This window comes from Flavobacterium sp. LB2P53 (genome assembly GCF_003970305.1).
Taxonomy (GTDB): Bacteria; Bacteroidota; Bacteroidia; order Flavobacteriales; family Flavobacteriaceae; genus Flavobacterium.
Genome location: NZ_RYDG01000001.1, coordinates 93,620 through 118,924 on the forward strand (window position 1 = coordinate 93,620; position 25,305 = coordinate 118,924).

15 protein-coding genes are annotated in these 25,305 nt (G+C 35.8%); 5 read left to right on the forward strand and 10 right to left on the reverse strand.

What is annotated here, in order from left to right; genetic code table 11:
- The first annotated feature begins 35 nt into the window (after window positions 1-35).
- The gene (locus tag EKL95_RS00440) at window positions 36-902 is read left to right on the forward strand and encodes an NAD(P)-dependent oxidoreductase (protein WP_126555915.1); all 867 of its coding nucleotides are present in this window, start codon (window positions 36-38) and stop codon (window positions 900-902) included.
- Between the two features lie 110 nt (window positions 903-1,012).
- Here the strand turns inward: EKL95_RS00440 and EKL95_RS00445 are convergent, their stop codons facing one another.
- Together EKL95_RS00445 and EKL95_RS00450 are read right to left on the reverse strand one after the other, a co-directional pair.
- Entirely contained in the window at window positions 1,013-1,240 is a 228-nt protein-coding gene (locus tag EKL95_RS00445; RefSeq protein WP_126555918.1) for a CDGSH iron-sulfur domain-containing protein, read from the reverse strand.
- Between the two features lie 305 nt (window positions 1,241-1,545).
- Window positions 1,546-2,958 carry a carbon starvation protein A gene (locus tag EKL95_RS00450; protein ID WP_126563313.1) on the reverse strand — a complete coding sequence of 471 codons (1,413 nt, stop codon included), beginning with the start codon at window positions 2,956-2,958 and terminating at the stop codon, window positions 1,546-1,548.
- Window positions 2,959-3,644: 686 nt separating this feature from the next.
- Between EKL95_RS00450 and EKL95_RS00455 the strand changes: the two genes are divergently transcribed.
- Together EKL95_RS00455 and EKL95_RS00460 are read left to right on the forward strand one after the other, a co-directional pair.
- Window positions 3,645-4,721, forward strand: a complete 1,077-nt coding sequence (locus EKL95_RS00455; protein WP_126563314.1) for a glycosyltransferase family 9 protein — start codon at window positions 3,645-3,647, stop codon at window positions 4,719-4,721.
- Window positions 4,722-4,856: 135 nt separating this feature from the next.
- Window positions 4,857-5,324 (forward strand): VOC family protein, encoded by a 468-nt coding sequence (locus EKL95_RS00460; RefSeq protein WP_126563315.1) that lies wholly within the window; start codon window positions 4,857-4,859, stop codon window positions 5,322-5,324.
- Between the two features lie 77 nt (window positions 5,325-5,401).
- Here the strand turns inward: EKL95_RS00460 and EKL95_RS00465 are convergent, their stop codons facing one another.
- From EKL95_RS00465 to EKL95_RS00485, 5 genes are all read right to left on the reverse strand, one after another.
- Entirely contained in the window at window positions 5,402-6,862 is a 1,461-nt protein-coding gene (locus EKL95_RS00465) for a peptidoglycan endopeptidase (protein WP_126563316.1), read from the reverse strand.
- A gap of 661 nt (window positions 6,863-7,523) precedes the next feature.
- A complete protein-coding gene (locus tag EKL95_RS00470) occupies window positions 7,524-9,791 on the reverse strand; it encodes an aconitate hydratase (protein ID WP_126563317.1) in 2,268 nt (755 codons plus the stop codon).
- Window positions 9,792-9,921: 130 nt separating this feature from the next.
- Entirely contained in the window at window positions 9,922-12,693 is a 2,772-nt protein-coding gene (locus EKL95_RS00475; RefSeq protein WP_126563318.1) for a bifunctional aconitate hydratase 2/2-methylisocitrate dehydratase, read from the reverse strand.
- A gap of 328 nt (window positions 12,694-13,021) precedes the next feature.
- Window positions 13,022-13,975 (reverse strand): AAA family ATPase, encoded by a 954-nt coding sequence (locus tag EKL95_RS00480; RefSeq protein ID WP_126463136.1) that lies wholly within the window; start codon window positions 13,973-13,975, stop codon window positions 13,022-13,024.
- 250 nt (window positions 13,976-14,225) lie between these two features.
- Entirely contained in the window at window positions 14,226-15,632 is a 1,407-nt protein-coding gene (locus EKL95_RS00485; protein WP_410503647.1) for a peptidylprolyl isomerase, read from the reverse strand.
- Between the two features lie 793 nt (window positions 15,633-16,425).
- Between EKL95_RS00485 and EKL95_RS00490 the strand changes: the two genes are divergently transcribed.
- Both EKL95_RS00490 and EKL95_RS00495 read left to right on the forward strand, forming a co-directional pair.
- Entirely contained in the window at window positions 16,426-17,868 is a 1,443-nt protein-coding gene (locus tag EKL95_RS00490) for an alpha-amylase (RefSeq protein ID WP_126563320.1), read from the forward strand.
- Window positions 17,869-18,054: 186 nt separating this feature from the next.
- Entirely contained in the window at window positions 18,055-19,644 is a 1,590-nt protein-coding gene (locus EKL95_RS00495; RefSeq protein ID WP_126463130.1) for a peptide chain release factor 3, read from the forward strand.
- Window positions 19,645-19,781: 137 nt separating this feature from the next.
- Here the strand turns inward: EKL95_RS00495 and EKL95_RS00500 are convergent, their stop codons facing one another.
- The 3 genes from EKL95_RS00500 to rpoC all read right to left on the reverse strand — a co-directional run bounded on the left by EKL95_RS00500 (window position 19,782) and on the right by rpoC (window position 25,066).
- On the reverse strand, window positions 19,782-20,147 hold the full coding sequence (locus tag EKL95_RS00500; protein ID WP_126561662.1) for a hypothetical protein: 366 nt from the start codon (window positions 20,145-20,147) through the stop codon (window positions 19,782-19,784).
- 291 nt (window positions 20,148-20,438) lie between these two features.
- A complete protein-coding gene (locus tag EKL95_RS00505; RefSeq protein WP_126455867.1) occupies window positions 20,439-20,750 on the reverse strand; it encodes a DUF3467 domain-containing protein in 312 nt (103 codons plus the stop codon).
- Window positions 20,751-20,752: 2 nt separating this feature from the next.
- Window positions 20,753-25,066: a DNA-directed RNA polymerase subunit beta' gene (rpoC, locus tag EKL95_RS00510; RefSeq protein ID WP_126561660.1), complete on the reverse strand. Its 4,314-nt coding sequence runs from the start codon at window positions 25,064-25,066 to the stop codon at window positions 20,753-20,755.
- Between the last annotated feature and the right edge of the window lie 239 nt (window positions 25,067-25,305).

The following is a 25,305-nucleotide window of genomic DNA, read 5'->3' on the forward strand; positions in this document are numbered from 1 at the left end:
TCTATAAAGAAAGATATCATTTAGCACTAATAAACATGAATAAAATACAATTAGGATGGATAGGCCTTGGCAACATGGGAAATCCAATGGTTATGAACCTACTCAAAGCCGGTTTTGAAGTATCCGTTTTCAATCGTACCAAAGAGAAAGAAGCACCGTTACTGGCCTCAGGAGCAAAATCAGCAAGCAGTTTGCACGAACTACTGCAAACATGCGACGTAGTTTTGACAATGCTGTCCAACGACGCGGCGGTAAAAGAAGTTTTTGAAGGACCAACAGGTTTATTATCTAAAGCACATCCTGGCAAAACCATCATCAATATGAGTACAGTTGCTCCGGAAACCTCGCGTTATTTGAACACCATTTGCAACCAACATCAGGTACATTTTATAGATGCTCCCGTTTCTGGCAGTGTGAAACCAGCACAAGACGGAACGTTAGTCATTCTTGTGGGGGCTTCGGCTGAAGATTTCGAAATAGCCAAACCAATATTTGAGGTTTTGGGTAAAATTGCGATTCACGTAGGGGAACCTGGCGTAGCAAGTTCTGCTAAATTAGCCATCAATTACCTATTAGGATTAAATCTTCAAGGAGTAGCCGAAACTGTTTTATTTGCCGAGAAAAACGGCGTAAGCAAAGAAGACATGCTCAACATCATCAATCAAGGTGCTTGCGGCAACGGAATTACGAATATTAAAACACCTTCCATTCTGAACGATTCCTATCCTGCTGCATTTGCGTTGAAACATCTGGTCAAAGATTTAAGACTTGCCAAAGAAGCCGGACTCGATTCTCCGTTGATTCATCCTTTGTACGACAGTTATGCCGCCGCAGAGCAAGAAGGATTAGGTGATTTAGATGTGATGGCAATTATCAGTAGTTTAAAAAGTAAATCATTTTAAAACAGTAGTAAACTCAGCGAATAAATCATTGTGTATAATTCGTTTAAATAAAATCAAAAAAAGCTACACCCATAAGATGTAGCTTTTATTATTTAATTGTAAAAATGATATTACTTAATCTTCACCGGAGGCAAGTCGAATGCAGCTGATTCATGTTCAAAACCATTGCGGTGAGAACCATCACAAAAAGGCTTGTTTACCGATAGTCCGCAACGGCAAAGACCCAACGCCGTTCTTCCCTCTAATCCGTATGTTTTTCCTTCGCAGTCTGTTATTTCAAAATCGCCTTCTATTTTTATAGAACCATTGCGATTGATTGTTAATTTTGTCTTGCTCATAATGCAGTTTGATTTTTTTTGAGGCCAAAGATTGCAAAATATATGCTAACGGAGTACAAATTATCTCTCTTTTCTCAACCAAAAGACTAATTTACATTAGTTCTATATTATAAAAATCTAAGGTCCAATACGTGCCAAGTGAAAGGTATGAAAATCGTTTTACTGCTACACAAACAGCATTTGCTTAGCATAACCCGCTCTCTGTCCATACCAATTCAATATTGAATTATACCTATCCTGTTATAATTAGCATCATGCCGGGATTTACACTGCTTTCATACATCATACAACAGACTTTAAGGCAACTATAGTGTTGATTTCCTTTTTGTTAACACACTAAAAAACAATACCGTCAAAGCAATTGAGAATAAAATTCCTACTGTGTTAGAAATACTGATATCTAATCCAAAACCTATAGTAGGATCATAACAAAGGTAAGAACCAATGACAGAGCTGATGAAAAAAGCAGGCACTAGAGCTACCATATAGTTAGTTTTTCTTTGGTACAAATACACCGCACCAATCCATAGAGCAATCCCTGCAGTTACTTGATTGGCCCAAGAAAAATACCTCCACAACAATTCAAAATCCATTTTGGTTAAAATAAAGGAGATTACAAAAAGTGGAGTAGCAACCATAAAACGGTTTTTCAACAGCTTTTGATCAATTTTGAAATAATCAGCAATAATCATTCTTGCGGCTCTAAACGATGTATCACCGGAAGTAATTGGTAAAACAATCACCCCTAAAACTGCGATTGTCCCAGCAATAGTCCCTAAGAACGTTACCGAAATTTTATTTACAACAGCAGCTGGACCACCGTTTTCAAGCAACAAACTAAGATCGTTTCCATGAAACAAACTCATTGCAGCTGCTGCCCAAATCATTGCAATAACCGCCTCAACAATCATCATTCCGTAGAAAATTTTCCTACCGTCTTTTTCGTTGTTTATCGTCCTAGAAATTATAGGGGACTGCGTGGCATGAAATCCGGATAAAGCACCACAGGATATAGTCAAAAATATTACCGGATAGTAGGGAATTCCTTTTGGATGCAGATTTTCTAAGGTTAGTTCAGGGATTGGATTCCCAAACATAAACATCCCGATACAAATACCCAAGGCACTTATCAATAGCAAAAAACCTAAAACCGGATATATCTTACCGATCACTTTATCAATAGGCAAAACGGTCGCAATAATATAGTACAGGAAGATTAAGAACACAATAATTAGATAAATGTCTGCATCATTTCCCACTAATTCATTAATCATTTTGGCAGGTGCCGAAACAAATACCGTACCGACTAAAACCAGTAAAAGAAGGGCAAAAAAGTTAACAACGTGACTAAAATACTTGCCCAAAAACCGAGACGCTAATTCCGGTAAATGTGCACCACCGTACCGCATAGAAATCATTCCCGTCAAGTAATCATGCACACCCCCTGCAAAAATGGATCCTAAAACGATCCAGATAAAAGCTGATGGTCCATATAGAGCTCCTAAAATAGGACCGAAAATAGGCCCCACTCCCGCAATATTTAATATTTGTATGAATGAGTTTTTGTTACTACTCATGGGAACAAAATCGACCCCATCAGTAAGTGCATTTGCCGGCGTCGTTTTGTTCTCGTCGATCTTGAAATTTCTCTCTACAAATTTACCGTAGATGATGTAACCAAAAATCAATAAAAAAATTGCAATAATAAAGGTAATCATAGTTTAAATAGTTTAGATCTTTTAAATATATGACATCAAACTTGGTATTCAAGGTAACGCACCAATAATTTAGATTTTTTTAACTAAAAGAAACCTATTTACATACTTATTCAGTTTTTTTTACGAAAAATGCAATTATAACAGCTCTTATTACGCTTTTTTAAGAATAGCTCAATTATTTTTATTCAAAAGAGAAATAAGGCCTTTCTATATCCTACATATATCCCTACCATTTCACAAAATTAAAATCCACTTGCCACTCTTTGTACGAATTGATGTGCTGTGCCAATTTATAAAATACCGAGGTGATACTTATTGTTCTATTTTTACAACAATCTTCATTACAACAGAACCCCGACAAAAATCGTGTGTAATATAGTTTAGCTGGCAGACTTTGGCCAATCTGTATTTCTGCTGGAACCCATATATAAAAATACTTTTGAATTCAAAACTCATTTGAGTACCGCTTCACACATACACTTGGCTCATAGCTCATAAATTCACTGAACCAATCTATTATAATAAAGACTAGAAACAGCATTGTTTCGATCTAAATTGTACATTTGTTGCGTACCGAGTACCTTTTGAGGTGTTCCGATTGTTTACATTCCGGAACCGTACTATGCACCACTTGATTCCTTTGATAAATAATAGTAAAGTTCAATTCTAAATTCTATTTTAAACGCATGAGTATCTTAAAAAAAATAAATGTATTCCGAAGAATTGCAACACAAGGCCTAACTAAAAATATTGGTAATTCACAAAAGAATCAAAAAGTTGATTGGACTCAAAAAATAGAGATCAAAAGAGTTTTAATTTCCAGACCCAACCACAGATTGGGAAATCTGTTGCTCATTACCCCACTTGTTCAAGATGTAATAGCTACTTTTCCGGACTGCAAGATTGATTTGTTTGTAAAAGGTGGTTTAGCACCAATTGTATTTGAAAAATATACCAATATCGATACCGTAATTGAACTTCCCAAAAAACCATTCAAAAATCTTGTTGAATATTTTAAGGTTTGGATACGAATTAAAAAACAAAAATATGACATTGTCATCAATGTGGATAAAAACTCCTCTTCTGGACGATTATCCGCTCAATTTGCAGATGCCAAATATAAATTTTTTGGAGCGCTTGACAAAGACATATCGTTAAATCATCCCGATTACAAGCATATTGCAAAATACCCGGTATATGAATTCAGAAACTTTTTGACTACTCTGGGATTCCCGGAAAACAAAAATCCAGTACCACCGTTAGATCTTAAATTGAGTCTTGCTGAACATGCTGAAGGTCAAAAAATAGTCCAAGAACTTGTCAAAAATGACAAAGAGACGATTTGCATCTTTACCTATGCAACAGATGACAAATGCTATTCAGAAACCTGGTGGGAAGAATGCTATGAAAGATTAAAAACAGAATACCAAGAGTATAACATCATTGAGGTTTTACCCGTTGAGAATATTTCCCAAATAGGTTTTAAAGCAACTACATTTTACAGTAAAGACATTCGAGAAATTGCCTCCGTAATTGCAAATACTAAACTTTTTATTGGAGCTGATAGTGGGATCATGCATTTAGCCAGTTCAGCCCTAACACCAACAATTGGACTTTTTTCACGAGAAAATCAAAACATATATGCGCCTTATGGCACTAACAGTAGTGCAGTAAATACGAATACCAGCAGTACGCAGGAATTAATCAACGTGATAAATAGTATCTTGCTTAAACCAAATTATTCCACAAAATCAAAATTATAAAACAATTGCTTCAAGATACATTAATTGAATATAAAACTACCTGATTCCCTTTTTTGAAGCCATTGCAGGCAGTAAACTTAGTCTACTTTGTGGACAGTCACCTAAAACTAAAACCGCTTAATTCTATTTAACACTATGAAAACCACATTTTTAGCCACACTATTATTCACTTTTACCTGTACATCAAGTATTTATGCGCAAAACACTAATTCCTTTTCCCTGAAATTAGATCATATTGCCCTTTCCGTAAAAGACCTGGACCATTCGGTTGATTTCTACAAGAATATTTTACATCTTTCAGAAATCACAAACCTTACAAAAAAAGAAGGCATTCGTTGGGTTTCTTTAGGTGACGGAAAAGAATTACATCTCGTATCTACGATTAAAGAACCTGTAAAAATCAATAAAGCAGTCCACTTAGCCTTTAAATCTGCCAACTTTGACGCATTGATTTCGGCATTAAAAACCCTAAACATTACCTATTCAGATTGGCCGGGCACACTTGATAAAATTACTGTTCGAGCTGATGGTATCAGACAAATCTACATTCAGGATCCTGATGGATATTGGATTGAAATAAATAGTGAAGCACTTCCTAAATAATTAAGCCCTAAAAATACCAAAGCCTTTTCAGTTACCTGAAAAAGCTTTGGTATTTTATAATTTTTTTAAAAAGCGCTTTACTGCAACACTCGATTTATTTGAGTAAAGTTTTTTTCATAATATTTTTCTTTTGTAGAGGAAATGATAACACCACTGCTCACTGAGGCGTGAATGAATTTTATCTCTCCTTCACAAACCTCTACAACCATCCCTACATGATTAATTTGGCGCCTTCCATTTGTCTTAAAGAAAATCAAATCCCCTTTTTTAGCTTCTTCCGTATTAATCTTTGTTCCAAAACCGGATTGAGCTATTGATGTTCTTGGCAACTTAATATCAAATGCCTCAAAAGTAGTACGCATCAAGCCAGAACAGTCAAACCCAGATTTTGTGGTTCCGCCCATGCGGTATCTGGTTCCTATATTTTCGGAGGCATGCTCAATCAATTGATCCAGAAAATCATGATTAAAAACAGGCTTGGTAAACGGGTGTAATTCCGGTTTAGTTTGCGCAATAATACCATTACCTTCAGCATTATTATTCTCTAATAGTACACGAGGAGACTGAATCATTAACTTGTACCCTATGGGAAGTTTTCTTTTCACATCTGGATTTTGTTTCTCTAATTCCTTAACCGTAATCCCATACTGTTTTGCAATAGAATATTTAGTCTCTTTAGGCATCACTTCCCGCACAATAATTTGTAAATCATCCTTCTCTTCGCCCTCCGTTGATAGTACGGGTACATCATTTTTTGACTGCAAAACTACGGTTGTTGTGATTTCCGGCCCAACAGGATCAACAGATAAACTGGCTTTAGGTACTGCTGTTTGTACCTTAATCTCTTCCTGCAATACTACAGCTGTTTGAGTAACGGGTAACTGAGTCCCGGGAATATTGATTTTTTGTCCTACCCGAAGTGGTTTAATGCCTATTGCAGGATTGGCTTTGTCTAATTCACCAATGGTGATTCCGTACTGTTTTGCAATGGAATATTTGGTTTCTTTTGATAAAACTTCCCGTATCAAAATTTCAGAAATTTGTTTATTAGTTGCTTCAGTGTCTAGGACTATTTCTGGTGTAAAAGTTGCTTTTTTAGATGGAGAAACAACCACTTTTGAGGTTGTAACTGCGGTTCCCGGAATGGTGATTTTTTGTCCTATTTGGAGTCCTTTAGCTTCTAGTTCAGGATTGGATTGGTTTAATTCTGCCAGAGATATTCCGTATTCCTTTGCAATTCCGTACGGAGTCTGTTTAGCGAGTACTTCGTGCTCTTTAGTAGCATATTTTAAGGGAGTATTCGTTTTTGTAGTGGTTTTTTTCAGACCTATAATTGGAATTAACAATACTGAATTAAGCTTTAAAAGATTTTTGGCTTTAGGATTTAGTTTGTAAATGGCGCTTTGTTTCACTTCATAGCGCTCAGCAATACTCGATATTGTTTCCCCTTTTACGATGGTATGTTTTATAATTTTTTCCTGTGAAAAAAGAACTATACTATTAAATAAAAAAAACGCTACAATTACTCTTACACTCATACTCTTCTCTTTCAAATTACTTATCCTATGTATTCCTCAAAAGCGATTTCGGGATATAATTATTAAATTTCGCTTTGGTTTATTTGCTTATATTTTTTCTATTTATAAAAAAAGGGTGGAAAAACACCTTTTTTATAAAAAAAACCTGATTCTGTGTTTGTAAAATTTTGAATGATCTTATTCTAATTCATCGCAAGAACTCAAAAAGGAATCTTACAATACTATGGTACTACTGATCTAAAAAACAAGCCACTTAATGGAGTGCGAATCAGTATTACTAGCCGAAAAAAATCGATGAATTTTATTTCACAAAAAAGCTAATATAAGTCTTATAACTTAAGGACTTCTCTTTTTTTTAACTTTTAACGTCCAAAAAGAACATTTCACACCTTTTTTGTAATTTTTTAATGTTTTTTTGAGTAAAATCTATTCTTTATTCAAAATAATAACACTGTTAGTTTGTCATAGCCCTGATGGAAGTGGAAAGCCTTTTGAAGTGAAATTACATTTTTTTTAGATAAAAAGAGCGACCAAAGGAAGCTCCTTTTTATCGTTAAAAAAAAGAAATTTCACGAAAAAGCTTGAAACGGAGAGCAGGAAATAGCTCCAAAAAAAAACTCCCAAGTTTCCTTGAGAGTTTTGAAATAAATTATTTAAATGCTTATGCTTTTCCGGCAGCAGCAATCAAGTTTAATGCTGAACCTGCGATGAACCAACCAATTTGTCCTGCGTTGTACGTGTGGTTTGCTAAGATAATATCTTTAGTTCCATCAGCGTGAACAAATTCTAATGTTAATGGTTTTCCCGGAGCAAAATCAATTAAGTCTGTGAAGTTGATGGTGTCATCTTCCTGGATTTTATCGTAATCCGATTCAGTAGCAAATGTCAATCCTAAAAGGCCTTGTTTTTTAAGGTTTGTTTCATGGATACGAGCAAATGATTTTACCAATACAGCTTTCACACCTAAGAAACGCGGCTCCATGGCTGCATGTTCACGAGAAGATCCTTCTCCGTAATTGTGATCTCCTACAACAATCGAAGGAACGCCAGCCGCTTTGTAAGCACGCGCTACAGCCGGAACTGCATCGTAAGTACCAGTCAACTGATTTTTAATGGTATTGGGTTTTTGGTTGAATGCATTGATGGCACCAATCAACATATTATTAGAGATGTTATCTAAATGCCCACGGAAACGCAACCATGGCCCAGCCATAGAAATGTGATCTGTAGTACATTTTCCAAAAGCTTTGATCAATAATTTAGCCCCTGTAATATTTTTTCCATCCCAAGGCAGAAACGGAGCTAACAATTGCAAGCGCTCTGAAGTTTCACTCACAGAAACCTGAACTCCTGAACCATCAACAGCTGGCGCTTGAAAACCTGGATCTTCGGCATCAAACCCTTTTGGAGGCAATTCATTTCCTGTTGGCGCATCCAGCATTACTTCTTCCCCATTTTCATTAATTAAGGTATCCGTCAATGGATTGAAACCCAAGTCTCCGGCAATCGCCAAAGCGGTTACCAATTCAGGAGAGCCTACAAATGCCAAAGTGTTTGGATTTCCATCGGCACGTTTGGAGAAGTTACGATTGAAAGAGTGAACGATAGTGTTGCGCTCTTCTTTTTCAGCCCCTTCTCTATCCCACATTCCGATACACGGTCCGCAAGCGTTCGCAAAAACTGTTGCTCCCATTTTATCGAAAATATCGATAAATCCGTCACGTTCTATGGTATAACGAACTACTTCAGATCCTGGAGTAATGGTAAATTCAGATTTTATTTTTAAATTTTTATCTGTAACTTGTTTTGCCAATGAAGCAGCACGAGCGATATCTTCGTAGGAAGAGTTGGTACAAGAACCTATCAAACCTACTTCAATTTTCAAAGGCCAGTTATTTTTGATTGCTTCTTCTTTCATTTTAGAAATTGGAGTAGCTAAATCAGGGGTATAAGGACCGTTTAAATGGGGTTCTAATTCGTCTAAGTTGATTTCGATTACTTGGTCAAAATACAATTCTGGATTTGCATAAACTTCAGCATCACCTGTTAAGTACGGTGCAATTTTATCCGCTGCATCTGCTACATCAGCTCTATTAGTTGAACGCAAATAACGCCCCATGGAAGCGTCATAACCAAATGTAGAAGTAGTAGCACCAATTTCGGCACCCATATTACAGATAGTTCCTTTTCCAGTACAAGACATAGAAGTAGCACCTTCACCAAAATACTCCACGATAGCACCTGTCCCACCTTTTACAGTAAGAATACCGGCTACTTTAAGGATTACGTCTTTTGGCGCTGTCCAACCGGAAAGTTTTCCAGTTAATTTTACTCCAATTAATTTAGGAAATTTTAATTCCCAAGCCATTCCTGACATCACATCAACCGCATCAGCACCACCAACACCAATGGCTACCATTCCTAAACCGCCTGCATTAACAGTGTGTGAATCGGTACCAATCATCATTCCGCCTGGGAATGCATAATTTTCAAGCACTACCTGGTGAATAATTCCGGCTCCTGGTTTCCAGAAACCAATTCCGTATTTATTAGATACTGAAGAAAGAAATTCAAACACTTCATTACTTTGTGTTTTTGCTCTGGCCAAATCAGTTACTGCATCCACTTTTGCCTGGATCAAGTGATCACAATGCACTGTTGTAGGAACCGCTACTTTAGTTTTACCGGCATGCATGAACTGCAATAATGCCATTTGAGCGGTTGCATCTTGACAAGCTACTCTGTCTGGAGCAAAATCAACATAATCAGCACCTCGGGTAAAAGCTTGTGAAGGCATTCCATCCCAAAGGTGATTGTACAATATTTTCTCCGTTAATGTAAGCGGATGGCCAACTATTTCGCGTGCTTTATCAACACGAGTAGTCATGTTGTCATACACTTTTTTAATCATTTCAATATCAAAAGCCATATCTAATTATTTTCTGTTATTATATTTTAGAACCACAAGGTACAAAAAAAATGAAGACCTATTAAAATAAAAAAAGCCTGAGTCTGTCGAAAGACCCAAGCTTTTTAATAGTATTAACAAAAATTAATTATTACCTAACCAATAACTTATGAGATGGTGCAAACTGCGTTAGATTTATACCTTTTACTGCAGCTTTGTATTCCTCAAGAGTTGGGGTTCTGCCTAAAATTGTAGACAACACAACAACCGGTGTTGATGAAAGTAACGATTCTCCTTTTTTACCTTCCGTATCTTCAACAACTCTTCCTTGGAAAAGGCGAGTAGATGTTGCCATTACAGTATCTCCTTTTGCTGCTTTTTCTTGGTTACCCATACATAAATTACAGCCTGGACGCTCTAGGTATAGAATATTTTCATATCCTGTACGTGCCTCGCCTTTAGGAGCATTATCATCAAATTCAAAACCAGAATACTTTTGTAAAACTTCCCAGTCTCCTTCAGCTTTAAGTTCATCTACAATATTATAAGTAGGAGGCGCAACAACAAGCGGTGCTTTAAACTCTACTTTACCGTGTTGCTCATCTATATTTTTTAGCATTTGAGAAAGAATCTTCAAATCGCCTTTGTGTACCATACAAGATCCTACAAAACCAAGATCTACTTTTTTTACACCACCGTAAAAAGAAAGTGGTCTAATGGTATCGTGTGTATAACGCTTAGAAACATCCGCGTTATTTACGTCTGGATCTGCAATCATAGGCTCAGCAACGATATCTAAATCGATTACAACTTCCGCAAAATATTTTGCATTAGCATCCGGTATCAAAGCTGGTTTATCACCTGATCTGATGGCTGCGATTCTATTATTAGCGATAGCAATTAATCCTTTAAGAACTTGGTTCTCGTTATCCATTCCTTTGTCAATCATGATCTGGATTCTGCCTTTGGCAATCTCTAATGATTCGATCAAAGTATCATCCTCAGAAATACAAATAGAAGCTTTCGCCTTCATTTCTGCAGTCCAATCTGTAAAAGTAAAGGCCTGATCAGCAGTGAGTGTTCCTAAATGAACCTCAATAATTCGTCCTTGAAATACATTCTCTCCACCAAATTGCTTCAGCATTTGAGATTGGGTAGCATGAACAACATCACGGAAATCCATATATTCTTTCATATCCCCTTTGAAGGTAACTTTTACTGATTCCGGAATTGGCATTGAAGCTTCACCCGTAGCTAGTGCAAGTGCAACTGTCCCCGAATCAGCCCCAAAGGCAACCCCTTTAGACATTCTGGTATGAGAGTCACCGCCAATAATAATCGCCCACTCATCAACAGTAATATCATTAAGAACCTTGTGAATCACATCAGTCATTGCGTGATAGTTTCCTTTAGGGTCACGAGCTGTAATCAAACCAAAATCATTCATGAACTTCATCAATCTTGGAATGTTTGCTTTGGATTTATTATCCCAAACTGATGCTGTATGACAACCGGATTGGTATGCACCATCAACAATTGGAGAAATCACAGTAGCAGCCATAGACTCTAATTCCTGAGAAGTCATTAAGCCTGTAGTATCTTGCGAACCTACTATGTTTACTGTAACGCGCACATCAGAACCTGCATGTAAAACTTTCCCTGGGGTTGAACCAACTGCATTTTTATTAAATATTTTTTCTACTGCGGTAAGACCTTGTCCTTCAATAGAAATTTCTTTTGACGGAGCAAATACCGATACGATATCAATTCCTAAAGTCTTTGATGCAAAAGTTTGTAGTTTTTTTCCAAATACAATAGCGTAAGATCCACCCGCTTTAATAAATTCCATTTTCTGAGGCGTAAATGCCTTAGAAATATCAATTAATTCTTTATCGCCGTTATAGAGCTTCTTAGTTTTTGTATTTATGGTCAGCACTGTTCCTGTTGCAATAGAATAAACTTCTTCCAAAATAGGCTCACCATTTTCATTGCGGACTACCGTTCCATTTGCATCTGTTTTCTTAACCCAGTTTTGAAGATCCAGACCAATACCACCCGTCACATCAACAGTAGTAAGGAAAATTGGGGAAATACCGTTAGTTCCAGCAACAATTGGAGCTATGTTTATGAATGGGACATAAGGACTTGCTTTTTTACCTGTCCAAAGAGCCACATTATTCACTCCTGACATCCTTGAAGAGCCTACACCCATAGTTCCTTTTTCGGCAATCAACATAACACTTTTGTCTGGGTGTTGCGCTTGAAGCGCTTTAATTTCATCTTGAGCTTCAGGCGAAATCAAACATTTTCCGTGTAGCTCACGATCAGAGCGTGAATGCGCTTGGTTACCCGGAGAAAGTAAATCTGTCGAAATATCTCCTTCACCAGCAACATAGGTAACAACCTGAATTTCCTCAACTACCTCTGGCAGCTTCGTAAAGAATTCCGCCTTAGCGTAACTCACTAAAATTTCCTTTGCAAACGCACTACCGTTTTTAAATGCCGCCTCTAAGCGATCGGTATCAGCCTCATAAAGAAATACTTGTGTCTTTAGAACTTCTGCCGCCACTTTTGCAATTGTGATTTCATTTCCTAAAGCTAAGTCAAGCAAAACTTTGATTGAAGGACCACCTTTCATCTGTGATAATAACTCTAATGCAAAAGCTGGTGTTATTTCATTCACTACTGATTCACCAAGAACAATCTCCTTCAAAAAAGACGCTTTTACGCCAGCTGCAGGTGTTGTCCCAGGAACCGTATTATAAATAAAAAACGAAATTGAATCCTTGCGATTTGCGTTATTTGAATCTTTAATTTGCATAATGATTTCGCTTACTAAATCAGCGCTATCAATTGGCTTTGGATTAAGTCCCTGAGTTTTTCTGTCTTCGATTTCTTTCAGATAATCGTTATAAATGTTCATAGTAAATTGTTTTCAATGTTAAAAGCTATTTATTTTAATGTACTCAAAATTAAAAGCCATGATGCGTAGTTTTTATTCACGTCGCAAATTTAGCTCTTTAAGATGATATTTAAAAAAAATTAATAGATGTGGTTTTTTCAAATGATATTATTACTAAATACTGATTTTTACCCTTTATAATTAAATAATTTTAAAAAATTTAACTATAAACTGATTAATCCCTAAAGAATTAATTACATTCTAACTAGTATCAGATCATAAAAACCATTATAACTAAGAAAACGTTGTAGTTCCTGTCTAAAAATAAGAACCGAGTACCAAAAAAAAGTCAAACCAACTTAGCAATTATCATTTCTTCGGTAATTCCTTCGGCATCTGCTTTGTAATTTTTAATAATTCGATGGCGTAAAATCCCGGTGGCTACCGCTTTCACATCTTCAATATCCGGCGAAAATTTTCCATTGAAAGCAGCGTTGGCTTTGGCTGCCAAAATCAAATTTTGAGATGCTCGGGGCCCCGCTCCCCAATCGAGATAGTTTTTTACAAACTCATTTGATAATGGATTTTCAGGACGAGTTTTACTCACTAATGTCACGGCATATTCAATTACATTATCAGCCACGGGAATTCTGCGAATCAAATGTTGAAAATCAATAATTTCTTGTGCAGTAAACAATGGATTGATCGTGTTTTTGATGTCTGATGTCGTGCGTTTTACTACTTGAACTTCCTCTGCAAAAGAAGGATATTCCAGCTTTATAGCAAACATAAACCGATCCAATTGAGCTTCAGGCAAAGGATATGTTCCTTCTTGTTCTATTGGGTTTTGCGTGGCCAAAACAAAATAAGGCAAGGCTAACTTGTAATTCTCCCCAGCAATAGTAACAGCGCGCTCCTGCATGGCTTCCAGCAAGGCTGCCTGCGTTTTGGGTGGTGTTCGGTTTATCTCATCTGCCAGAACAATATTAGAAAAAATAGGCCCTTTTATAAATTTAAATTGGCGGTTCTCCTCTAATATTTCACTGCCCAAAATATCAGAGGGCATCAAATCCGGTGTAAACTGAATTCTTTTAAAATCAAGACCTAATGCTTGTGCCAGCGTATTTACCATTAATGTTTTAGCTAATCCAGGCACTCCTACTAACAAAGCATGTCCCCCAGAAAAAATACAAAGCAAAATTTGATCTACTACAGCATCCTGTCCCACTATGATTTTTGCGATTTCCTTTTTCAGCTCATTCCTTTTTTGAACTAGGTTGTGTATTGCTGCTACGTCTGACATTTATAAAAATTTAAAATTAAAAAAGAGTTAGCGTTATGAAATCATAAAACTAACTCTTTTTATTTATTTTATTGAAAAAAAAATATTTGCGATTCCTCTCACATAAGTAAGTCGAAAGTTTAAAAGTCGTAAAGTCAAAAGAATTAACTTTAAGTAAAACAGCTTTAAATCAGATTTTTACATGATTTTATCCTGATTTTAAAATACGACATTATACCATGGTTATTACTTAATGTGTTCTTGTGGTAAATTATTTCTTTATCCAGTTGTTTGTAAAAGCACAATCTCTGTATTCTCCAATGATTTTGATATACGTTTCTTTAATTTTATCTCCAAACCATTTTCCAATAGCTGTAATTTGCTTGTCTTTCAAAGCTAAATCTTTAATTTTGATGTAATCATTTGCGTAATCAGCAGTATGCTCTTCTATTCTATTGGTCACGGTAATCAATTTGAATTTCTTTTTACCTTCTTCACCTTGGTCTAAAATGGGAAGTGAAATCTCGCCTTCTTTCAAATTTGACACTTGACTGTAAAAAGCGGGGTCCATTTTCGTCAATTCAAAACGGGTATCCTGCGTTTTTGGATTAATCAATGCGCCTCCATTGGCTCTTGTTTCTTTCTCGTCAGATAAAGTTCTTGCTGCTTCCTCAAAAGCAATTTCTTTATCTTCGATTCTTTTTCTGATCAAAGTGATTTTTTCTTTAGCTTCATTCAAAGCTTCCTCTGTTACAGTTGGACTCAATAATATGTGACGCAATTCTACTTCTTGTCCTTTTATCTTTTCTATGTAAATAATGTGAAACCCAAAATCAGTTTCAAAAGGAGCGGATATCTCTCCCTCAGCCAGACTGAAAGCTACTTCTTTAAACTCTTTTACAAAAGGGGTCTTCCTATTCATTTTATAATAGCCTCCATTTGCTCTTGAACCGGGATCTTGAGAATACAATACGGCTTTAGTTGAAAAGCTAGATCCTTCTAATATTTCTTTTTTAAACAAATTCAATCGATCAATTACCTTTTGTTTATCGGCAGCTGAAACTTTGGGAGTAATTATAATTTGTGACACTTCCATTTCTGCTCCAAAAAAAGGAAGATCAGCGGCAGGTATCTTTTTAAAGAAATTACGAACTTCTTCCGGTGTAATTTCTACTGCTTCAATAATTTTCTTCTGCATTTCTGACGTGAGCTTATTCTCTTTTAGAATATCTGAGAAATAGGTTCTGAATTCTTCTTCCGAATCTTTTTTATAATACTCCACCACTTTTTCCAGCGACCCGATTTGCTCTGTCATATAGCTCAATCGTTCTTCCATCATACCTTTTACTTCGGCATCAGTCACTACGATACTATCCTGAATGGCTTGGTGCGCATACAATTTATCTTCTAATAACTTCCCTAACATTTGGCATCTTGTAATGTCTTTTACAGAACCTCCCTGACTAGAAATTTCAAGATATGACTTGTCAATATCCGAATCTAATATAATATAATCTCCTACGGTACCAATAACCCCATCAATTTTTTGCTTCCCAGTAGATTGCGTTTTTTTAATAGGAACGATTACAGTATCCTTAATGATTTCTTGTGCCTGTAAAAGGCCACTTGAAAATAGCAAAAGAAAAAAAGGAAGAACAATTTTATTAATAAATTTCATTTGTATGTGTTTTATTGGCATTTTTCTAGTTTATTTTTATAATGAAGAATTTATATTCCCGACTTTAAAGTATGGCTTGTAAAAGCAATATTAATTTTTGCCAAATATACACTTTTAAGCTTCAGGAAATGAATTGCATTTGCATTCCAAATTACTTCCTTTTTTTTTAATTTAAAAGAGACAAAAATAACAATTCAATTATATAATACAAGTTTCCGTACTACTATTAACAAAAATTTATACACCCAATTATTCCCTGTTTGTTTCCGCTTCTAAATCCTAAAAAAGAGACTTTTAAAGACCTAAATAAAGGACTCCCTATTCCTTCATTTATGCTATCGAAACGGCAATCAATTATTTTCTTCTTTTTCCCAGCGCTTACTAATTATGAAACCTCTTTACTCGCGCATCTGCTGTTCCGTTCAAACAATCTAAAAGATAAAACTTTACCCTTTTTACTTCAAAAACAAAAATCCAGCTTTAAAAACCTCATTATAAGGATCCTTATTTAAAAAGTTCTCAACACTACAACGTTATCGCTACAAATTAAAAGCACTACTTTACGAGTCCTTTGATAATTTTTATAAATTAGCTAAAAATGATATTTATTTAAAAAATAAACTTAAAAAATATATTATCACTATTATTTAATGCTTTTTGTTTTGATTTAAATAAAATTATGATTTAAATCGCAATCTATTCTTTCATAATGAATCTTATAGACTTAATACACATCCTAATCGATTTTAATTAAAATGTCCCAAATTTATTAACTACCTTAATTTATCGTTTTATGAAAAAACCAAATTTCAAAATTTATTTATTGACCGCTTTACTTGCTGGCTTGTACTCTTGTAATTCAAATGATGATCTGGCAGACAATCCAACTGAAACGGCAACACAATTCAAAGTGGTTAATGTCACTAATCACGACGGACGGCCATTCAGCACTGGAGCATCAACTAATATACCAACTGGAAGATATGTTGCAAATCCCGGAGGTGGTGTAATGATGCAAGCTTTCTACTGGGATGTACCTGCCGGTGGAAACTGGTGGAATACTGTAAATACAAAAATAACAGATTGGTCAAATGCCGGCATTGGCTCTATCTGGCTTCCTCCGGTATCAAAAGCTCAAAACGGACCGTTTTCTATGGGCTACGATCCTACTGACTATTTTGATTTTGGGAATTTCAATCAAAATGGTACGGTAGAAACCAGATTTGGTTCCCGTGCTGAATTAGAAAGCCTGATTACAAAAGTACATTCTGAAAACATGCAGGTTTATGCGGATATGGTACTGAATCACAACAGTGGCGGACAATTAGAAAACAACCCTTTTACAGGAACACAAACCTACACAAACTTTACCGGTGTTGCTTCTGGAAAATTTCCAAGAACCAGTGCTGATTTCTATAAAAATGCGTACGGTAATAATGACGAAGGTTCCTTTGGGGGATTTCCAGATTTAGCCCATGTAGTACCAAATGTACAAGACTGGCTTTGGAAAAGAGCAGACGGAGTAGGGAAATACTATAAAAACACAATGAAATTTGATGGATGGAGATTTGATTACGTAAAAGGTTTTGCTCCGTGGGTCATAAAAGATTGGAATGCAAACGTTGGTGGTTTCTCCGTTGGTGAATTATGGGATTCTAACGTAAACATACTGAATGATTGGGCGAATAATGCCAACAGTTCCGTTTTTGATTTTGCGTGCTATTATAAAATGAACGATGCTTTCGACGGAAACAACCTAAATATTTTGAATGACGACATGATGTGGAAAAGAAACCCGCACAAAGCGGTTACTTTTGTCACCAACCATGACACTGATGAAATTTGGAAAAAAGAGCTAGCGTATGCCTACATCTTAACGCATGAAGGATACCCAACTATTTTTTACCGAGATTACGAAGAATGGCTTAATAAAACGAAAATGAATAACTTAATTTGGATTCATAACAATAAAGCTACTGGCAACACCTCTATTTTATATACTGATACTGATGAATACATCGCCCGTAGAAACGGATATAACGGCAATCCCGGATTAGTGGTTTACATCAATAATTCATCCACTTGGCAAGAACGATGGATTCAGACCAACTGGACTAATGCTCAAATCAAAGATTTTACAGGTAATTCAACTTGGCAGCCGACTACTCAAGCAGACAAATGGGTCAAAATACAGTGTCCCCCAAATGGATATTCCATCTGGTCGACAAACATGTAACCCAAACTATTTTAAAGGCTGTCTATTTTGACAGCCTTTTTTATACCTAATAGCGTCATAAGCTATCTAATAAAATTTAAAAAAATCGACTGAAATCCATTTTCAAAACCCACATCATTAATTAAGAGGATACATTTTTTTAATTGGCATTTATAAATAGTACTTTTGCACACTATTGATATAAATATGGGCTTTTTAGAAGAAATACAACGCAGAAGAACTTTTGGGATTATCTCACATCCTGATGCCGGAAAAACAACACTTACAGAAAAACTCCTCCTTTTTGGTGGTGCGATTCAAGAGGCAGGTGCTGTAAAAAACAATAAAATCAAAAAAGGAGCTACCAGTGACTTTATGGAAATTGAACGCCAGAGAGGAATTTCGGTTTCTACTTCGGTTTTGGCTTTCAATTATAAAGACAAAAAGATAAACATTCTCGATACGCCAGGTCACAAGGATTTTGCGGAGGACACTTTTAGAACCTTAACAGCTGTTGACAGCGTTATTGTTGTAATTGATGTTGCCAAAGGTGTTGAAGAACAAACAGAGAAATTAGTGGCCGTTTGTAGAATGCGAAAAATTCCAATTATCGTATTCATCAATAAATTAGACCGAGAAGGAAAAGACGCTTTTGACTTGATGGATGAAGTGGAACAAAAGCTAGGTTTAACAGTTACGCCATTAAGTTTCCCAATAGGAATGGGCTATGATTTTCAAGGAATCTACAACCTTTGGGAACAAAACATCAACTTATTTAGCGGTGACAGCCGTAAAAATATTGAAGAAACAATTGCTTTTTCCGATGTTAAAAATCCGGAATTAGAGAAAATTATCGGTCAAAAACCAGCTGACAGCTTGCGGGAAGAACTAGAGTTGATTGATGAAGTTTATCCTAAATTTGATCGTCAGGATTATTTAGACGGAAAACTACAACCTGTATTTTTTGGTTCGGCATTGAATAATTTTGGAGTTAGAGAATTATTGGACTGTTTTGTTCAAATTGCCCCATCACCAAGACCAAAAGATTCGGAAACCCGATTAGTAGATCCCAAAGAGGAAAAAATGACAGGATTTGTGTTTAAAATCCATGCCAATATGGATCCAAAACACAGAGATCGTCTGGCCTTTATAAAAATAGTATCCGGAACTTTCGAAAGAAACAAACCGTATTACCACGTGCGTCAGAAGAAAAACTTAAAATTTTCGAGTCCAAATGCTTTTTTTGCCGAAAAGAAAGAAATTGTAGACATTTCCTATCCAGGTGATATTGTTGGCTTACATGATACAGGAAATTTCAAAATTGGAGATACATTGACCGAAGGAGAAATTATGAGTTTCAAAGGAATACCGAGTTTCTCCCCGGAACATTTCCGATATATTAATAATGCTGATCCTATGAAAGCCAAACAACTGGACAAAGGAATCGATCAGTTAATGGATGAAGGTGTGGCGCAGTTATTTACTTTGGAAATGAACAACAGAAAAATCATTGGAACGGTTGGAGCCCTACAATACGAGGTGATCCAATACCGTTTAGAACACGAATATGGAGCAAAATGTACCTATGAAAATTTCCCCGTACACAAAGCATGTTGGGTAAAACCAAACGATCCAAAAAGCGAAGAGTTCAAAGAATTCAGAAGAATCAAACAAAAATTCTTGGCACATGATAAATACGGACAATTAGTATTTCTGGCTGATTCTGATTTCACAATTCAAATGACACAAAATAAATATCCAAATGTTAAGTTATTCTTTACTTCTGAATTTGAGTAATTCTTAATATAAAGTAAACACCTGCCTACTGGAATTAAATGGTGGTCTTGAATAGCACAGACATAAAAAATAAAGGCATAAAAAAACGCTAATTTTAGAAATTAGCGTTTTTTTTATGTTTTAAAATCGCATTATACTCAAGCAATCATGTTTTCTAAATTTACCGCTTTTTTCAAGAAAGCCTTGATTAGCAGCCTATTTGGAGCAACTCCTGATGTGATTATTTGTTTTTTAGCGTTTATTCCTTCTATAGAAATTGTGCTATTAGGATCTTGTTTTGAACCCATAAACCACAATATAAAATGCATACTGTTAGAATTTGAAGCAGAAACTGTTGAAACATTCTCTTGTTTTGTAGTTGTACCAACTACTACTGTATTCACATCAACTAAATTTTTCTCAGTTTGTGCAAAAACAGAAATATTTGTTACTAGAATAAAAACAAGCAAAAGGAAACGATTACTTCCTGCATTTTTAGTTGTTTTTAAAGATAAATAGTTCATATCTCTTACAATTTTACAATAGACAGAATGTGTTTTTTCCATCTCGAACACGAAAGTATATCATTTATAAATGAGTCGGAAATATTTTCGATGAAGTGCCATTATACCCGTTCAAAGTACAAATAGGTTCTGTATAACAAAGATTTGATGGTTGGATATACTAATTTATTCATAAAACCTACATACAAAAACAGCTAATTAACACCACGAATCAGAAATGAAATCAATAATTCTAGACTGAGAAAATAGCCTTAAATAAAAAAGGCTCCATTTCTGGAGCCTTTAAAGATATTATGCTTGTCCCGCAGGACCAAAATTAAGCGGAATCGGGGCTTGTTCAGTATCTTTTATTTCGCCATGAGCGACTTCAAAACGATGAATGTTTTCTCCGATTGCTTTCAACAATCTTTTAGCATGCTGTGGTGTCAAGACAATTCTTGCTTTTACCTTAGCCTTAGGTATGCCGGGCATGATGCTTACAAAATCTAAAACAAATTCAGAAGACGAATGATTGATTATAGCCAAATTGGAATAAATTCCTTCGGCAATTTTCTCATCCAACTCAATGTTGATTTGTTCTTGTTGTTGATTTGAATTACTCATACTTAATAAATATATTCTTCTTTATTAGCCATCATATCGTTGTAATCTTCTTTTGAACCTACAATTGTATTGTCATATTCTCTCATACCCGTTCCGGCAGGGATTCTATGTCCAACAATTACATTTTCTTTCAATCCTTCTAAGTAATCGATTTTACCTGCAACAGCAGCTTCGTTCAATACTTTAGTCGTTTCTTGGAAAGAAGCCGCTGATATAAATGATTTGGTTTGAAGAGAGGCTCTTGTAATACCTTGTAAGACTGGTGTTGCAGTTGCAGTAACGACATCACGAGCCACAACAAGATTTTTATCGGTACGTTTCAAAAGAGAATTTTCATCGCGCAACTCACGAGGCGTAATAATTTGTCCTTCTTTCAAAGCGCCAGAATCGCCAGCATCTTCCACGACTTTCATACCATATAATTTATCATTTTGAAAGATAAAGTCTTTTGTATGAATTAATTGATCTTCTAAGAACAACGTGTCACCTGGATCTTGCACTCTTACCTTACGCATCATCTGACGTATTACTACTTCAAAGTGCTTGTCGTTAATTTTCACCCCTTGCAAACGGTATACTTCTTGAATTTCGTTAACCAAATACTGTTGAACAGCGGCTGGCCCTTGGATTCTTAAAATATCATCCGGAGTAATAGCACCATCTGACAACGGTACACCTGCTCTTACAAAGTCATTTTCCTGAACTAGAATTTGGCTTGATAATTTAACCAAGTATTTTCTAATGTCACCAAATTTAGATTCGATAACTACCTCACGGTTTCCTCTTTTGATTTTTCCAAAAGAAACAACACCATCAATTTCAGAAACAACTGCTGGGTTTGAAGGATTACGAGCTTCTAACAACTCAGTAATTCTAGGCAAACCTCCTGTAATATCTCCTGATTTAGAAGAACGACGCGGAATTTTCACCAACACTTTACCGGCTTTAATTTTTTCACCATTTTCAACCATCAAGTGGGCTCCAACAGGTAAGTTATACGAACGAATCAATTCATTGTCTTTACCGTAAACCAATAAAGTAGGAATTAATTTTTTAGCTCTGGATTCAGAAATTACCTTTTCTTGGAAACCAGTTTGCTCATCAATTTCAACCATGAATGATTGACCTTGCTCTAATTCTTCATAAGCAATCTTACCGGTAAACTCAGATACGATAACCCCATTATAAGGATCCCATTTACAGATCACATCTCCTTTAACAACAGACTGGCCGTCTTTAACGAAAATACTTGAACCGTAAGGAATATTATTTGTACTTAATAAAATACCTGTTCTTTCATCGATTAATTTCAATTCAGAAGAACGAGATACTACAATATCCACTGCATTACCTTCACTATCTTCTCCTTTAACAGTTTTTAAATCTTCAATTTCCAGTTTACCGTTAAATTTAGTAACGATACTAGACTCTTCAGAAATACCACCCGCAACCCCTCCAACGTGGAAAGTACGTAATGTTAACTGTGTTCCAGGTTCTCCAATAGATTGTGCTGCAATTACACCAACAGCTTCCCCTCTTTGTGTCATTTTTCCGGTAGCAAGATTTCTACCGTAACATTTGGCACAAATACCTTTTAGTGCTTCACAAGTTAACGGAGAACGCACTTCTACTTTCTCGATAGGAGAAGCATCAATTGCTTTCATGATAACCTCTGTGATTTGCTCCCCAGAATGAACTAAAATCTCACTGGTCAAAGGGTTGATTAAGTCTTGTAAAGCGACACGCCCTAAAATTCTTTCTCCAAGTGATTCTACAATTTCTTCATTTTTCTTCAATGCTGAAACTTCAACACCTCTTAATGTACCACAGTCTTCGATGTTTACAATAACATCTTGGGATACATCATGCAATCTTCTTGTTAAATATCCTGCATCGGCTGTTTTCAAAGCCGTATCCGCAAGACCTTTACGCGCACCGTGAGTAGAAATAAAATACTCAAGGATAGAAAGACCTTCTTTAAAGTTAGAAAGAATAGGGTTTTCAATAATTTCACCACCACCAGCAGTAGATTTTTTTGGCTTAGCCATCAAACCACGCATACCGGTTAACTGACGAATTTGTTCTTTGGAACCCCTTGCTCCAGAATCAAGCATCATATACACCGAGTTGAAACCTTGTTGGTCTTCTCTAATGTTTTTCATTGCAAGCTCTGTCAATTGTGCATTCGCAGAAGTCCATACATCAATAACTTGGTTGTACCGTTCGTTATTAGTAATCAAACCCATATTATAATTAGCAGAAATACCTTGAACTTGTTCTCTGGCATCTGCAATTAATTTAGGTTTTTGATCCGGAATTCTAATATCACCAAGAGAGAATGACAAACCACCTTTGAAGGCAAATTTGTATCCCATGTCTTTCATATTATCTAAGAAGACCGCAGTTGTAGGTACATCGGTAGCGCTTAAAACGTGTCCGATAATATCTCTAAGGTTTTTCTTAGTCAATACATCATTGATATATCCTGCAGCTTCTGGTACTACTTCATTAAATAATACACGGCCTGCAGTAGTTTTAATAATTTGGAAAACTAATTCTCCTGCTTCATTAAAATGTTTTGCTCTAATTTTCACTGAAGCATTCAATTCTAATCTGCCTTCATTCAAAGCAATATTTACTTCTTCCGCAGAATAAAAAGTGATCCCTTCACCTAAAATTTTAAGCTCAGGAGTAGATAAACGTTCTTTGGTCATATAATACAGACCCAAAACCATATCCTGAGAAGGTACCGTAATTGGAGCACCATTTGCAGGATTCAAGATATTGTGAGAACCCAACATTAATAGTTGCGCTTCCAAAATAGCTTCAGGTCCTAATGGCAAGTGAACTGCCATTTGATCCCCATCAAAATCCGCATTAAATGCAGTACATACTAAAGGGTGCAATTGGATTGCTTTTCCTTCAATTAATTTTGGTTGGAATGCTTGGATACCTAAACGGTGCAAAGTAGGAGCACGATTCAGTAATATTGGGTGCCCTTTGATCACATTTTCAAGGATATCCCAAACTACAGGCTCTTTCTTATCTATTATTTTCTTAGCTGATTTAACCGTTTTTACAATTCCTCTTTCTATCAATTTACGGATAACGAAAGGTTTGTATAATTCAGCTGCCATATCTTTAGGGATACCACATTCAGACAATTTCAATTCTGGTCCAACAACAATTACCGAACGAGCAGAATAATCCACACGTTTACCTAGTAAGTTTTGACGGAAACGACCTTGTTTTCCTTTTAGGGAATCCGAAAGTGATTTCAATGGACGGTTTGATTCTGTTTTTACTGCAGATGCTTTACGCGTATTGTCAAAAAGTGAATCTACCGATTCCTGCAACATACGTTTCTCGTTTCTTAAAATAACTTCTGGAGCTTTAATCTCCATTAATCTTTTCAAACGGTTGTTACGTATAATTACACGACGGTATAAATCATTCAAATCTGAAGTTGCAAAACGACCTCCATCAAGTGGCACAAGCGGACGTAATTCTGGTGGAATAACGGGTACCACTTTCATAATCATCCATTCCGGACGGTTCTCACGGTTCAAGTTAGACTCACGGAAAGATTCCACAACTTGTAATCTTTTTAATGCTTCCGTTTTACGTTGTTTAGACGTTTCATTGTTAGCATTGTGTCTTAATTGGTAAGACAATTGATCTAAATCAATTCTTGCCAATAAGTCCATAATACATTCTGCTCCCATTTTGGCAACAAATTTATTAGGATCAAAATCATCAAGATATTGGTTGTCAGCAGGAAGCGTATCTAAAATATTTAAATATTCTTCTTCTGTCAAAAAGTCTAATCTTTGTACTGATTCACCTTCTGCATTTTTAGCGATACCTGCTTGGATTACTACGTATCTTTCGTAGTAAATAATCATATCTAATTTCTTAGATGGAAGTCCAAGGATATAACCAATTTTGTTTGGAAGAGAACGGAAATACCAGATATGAGCAATAGGCACAACCAGATTGATGTGACCTACTCTGTCTCTACGTACTTTTTTCTCCGTTACTTCTACACCACAACGGTCACAGATGATTCCTTTGTAGCGAATTCTTTTATACTTACCACAAGCACATTCAAAATCTTTTACTGGTCCAAAAATACGTTCACAGAAAAGACCATCACGCTCCGGTTTGTGCGTTCTATAATTGATAGTTTCAGGTTTCAATACTTCACCTCTTGATTCTTTCAAGATCGATTCAGGAGAAGCAAGTCCTATGGAGATTTTATTAAACCTTTTTACAGGGTTTTTATCTTTATTGTTATTATTTCTATTATTCATCATAGTTTTTACTATTGATTTATTTGCAATTAAAAAATTAATTTTATTTCAGTCTTAAAGTCAAATGTCATAAAGTTTTTAAAGCCACGGATGACTTTAGACTTTAGACTTTCAAACTTTAGACTTAAACATTACCTCGAATTACTTCTCTAAACTTCAAATAAAAATTTTGAAGTGCTATTTATAAAACCAATTGGGTTTAAATAAAAAATCGGAACGGGTTACGGGTATAAATCCTAAAA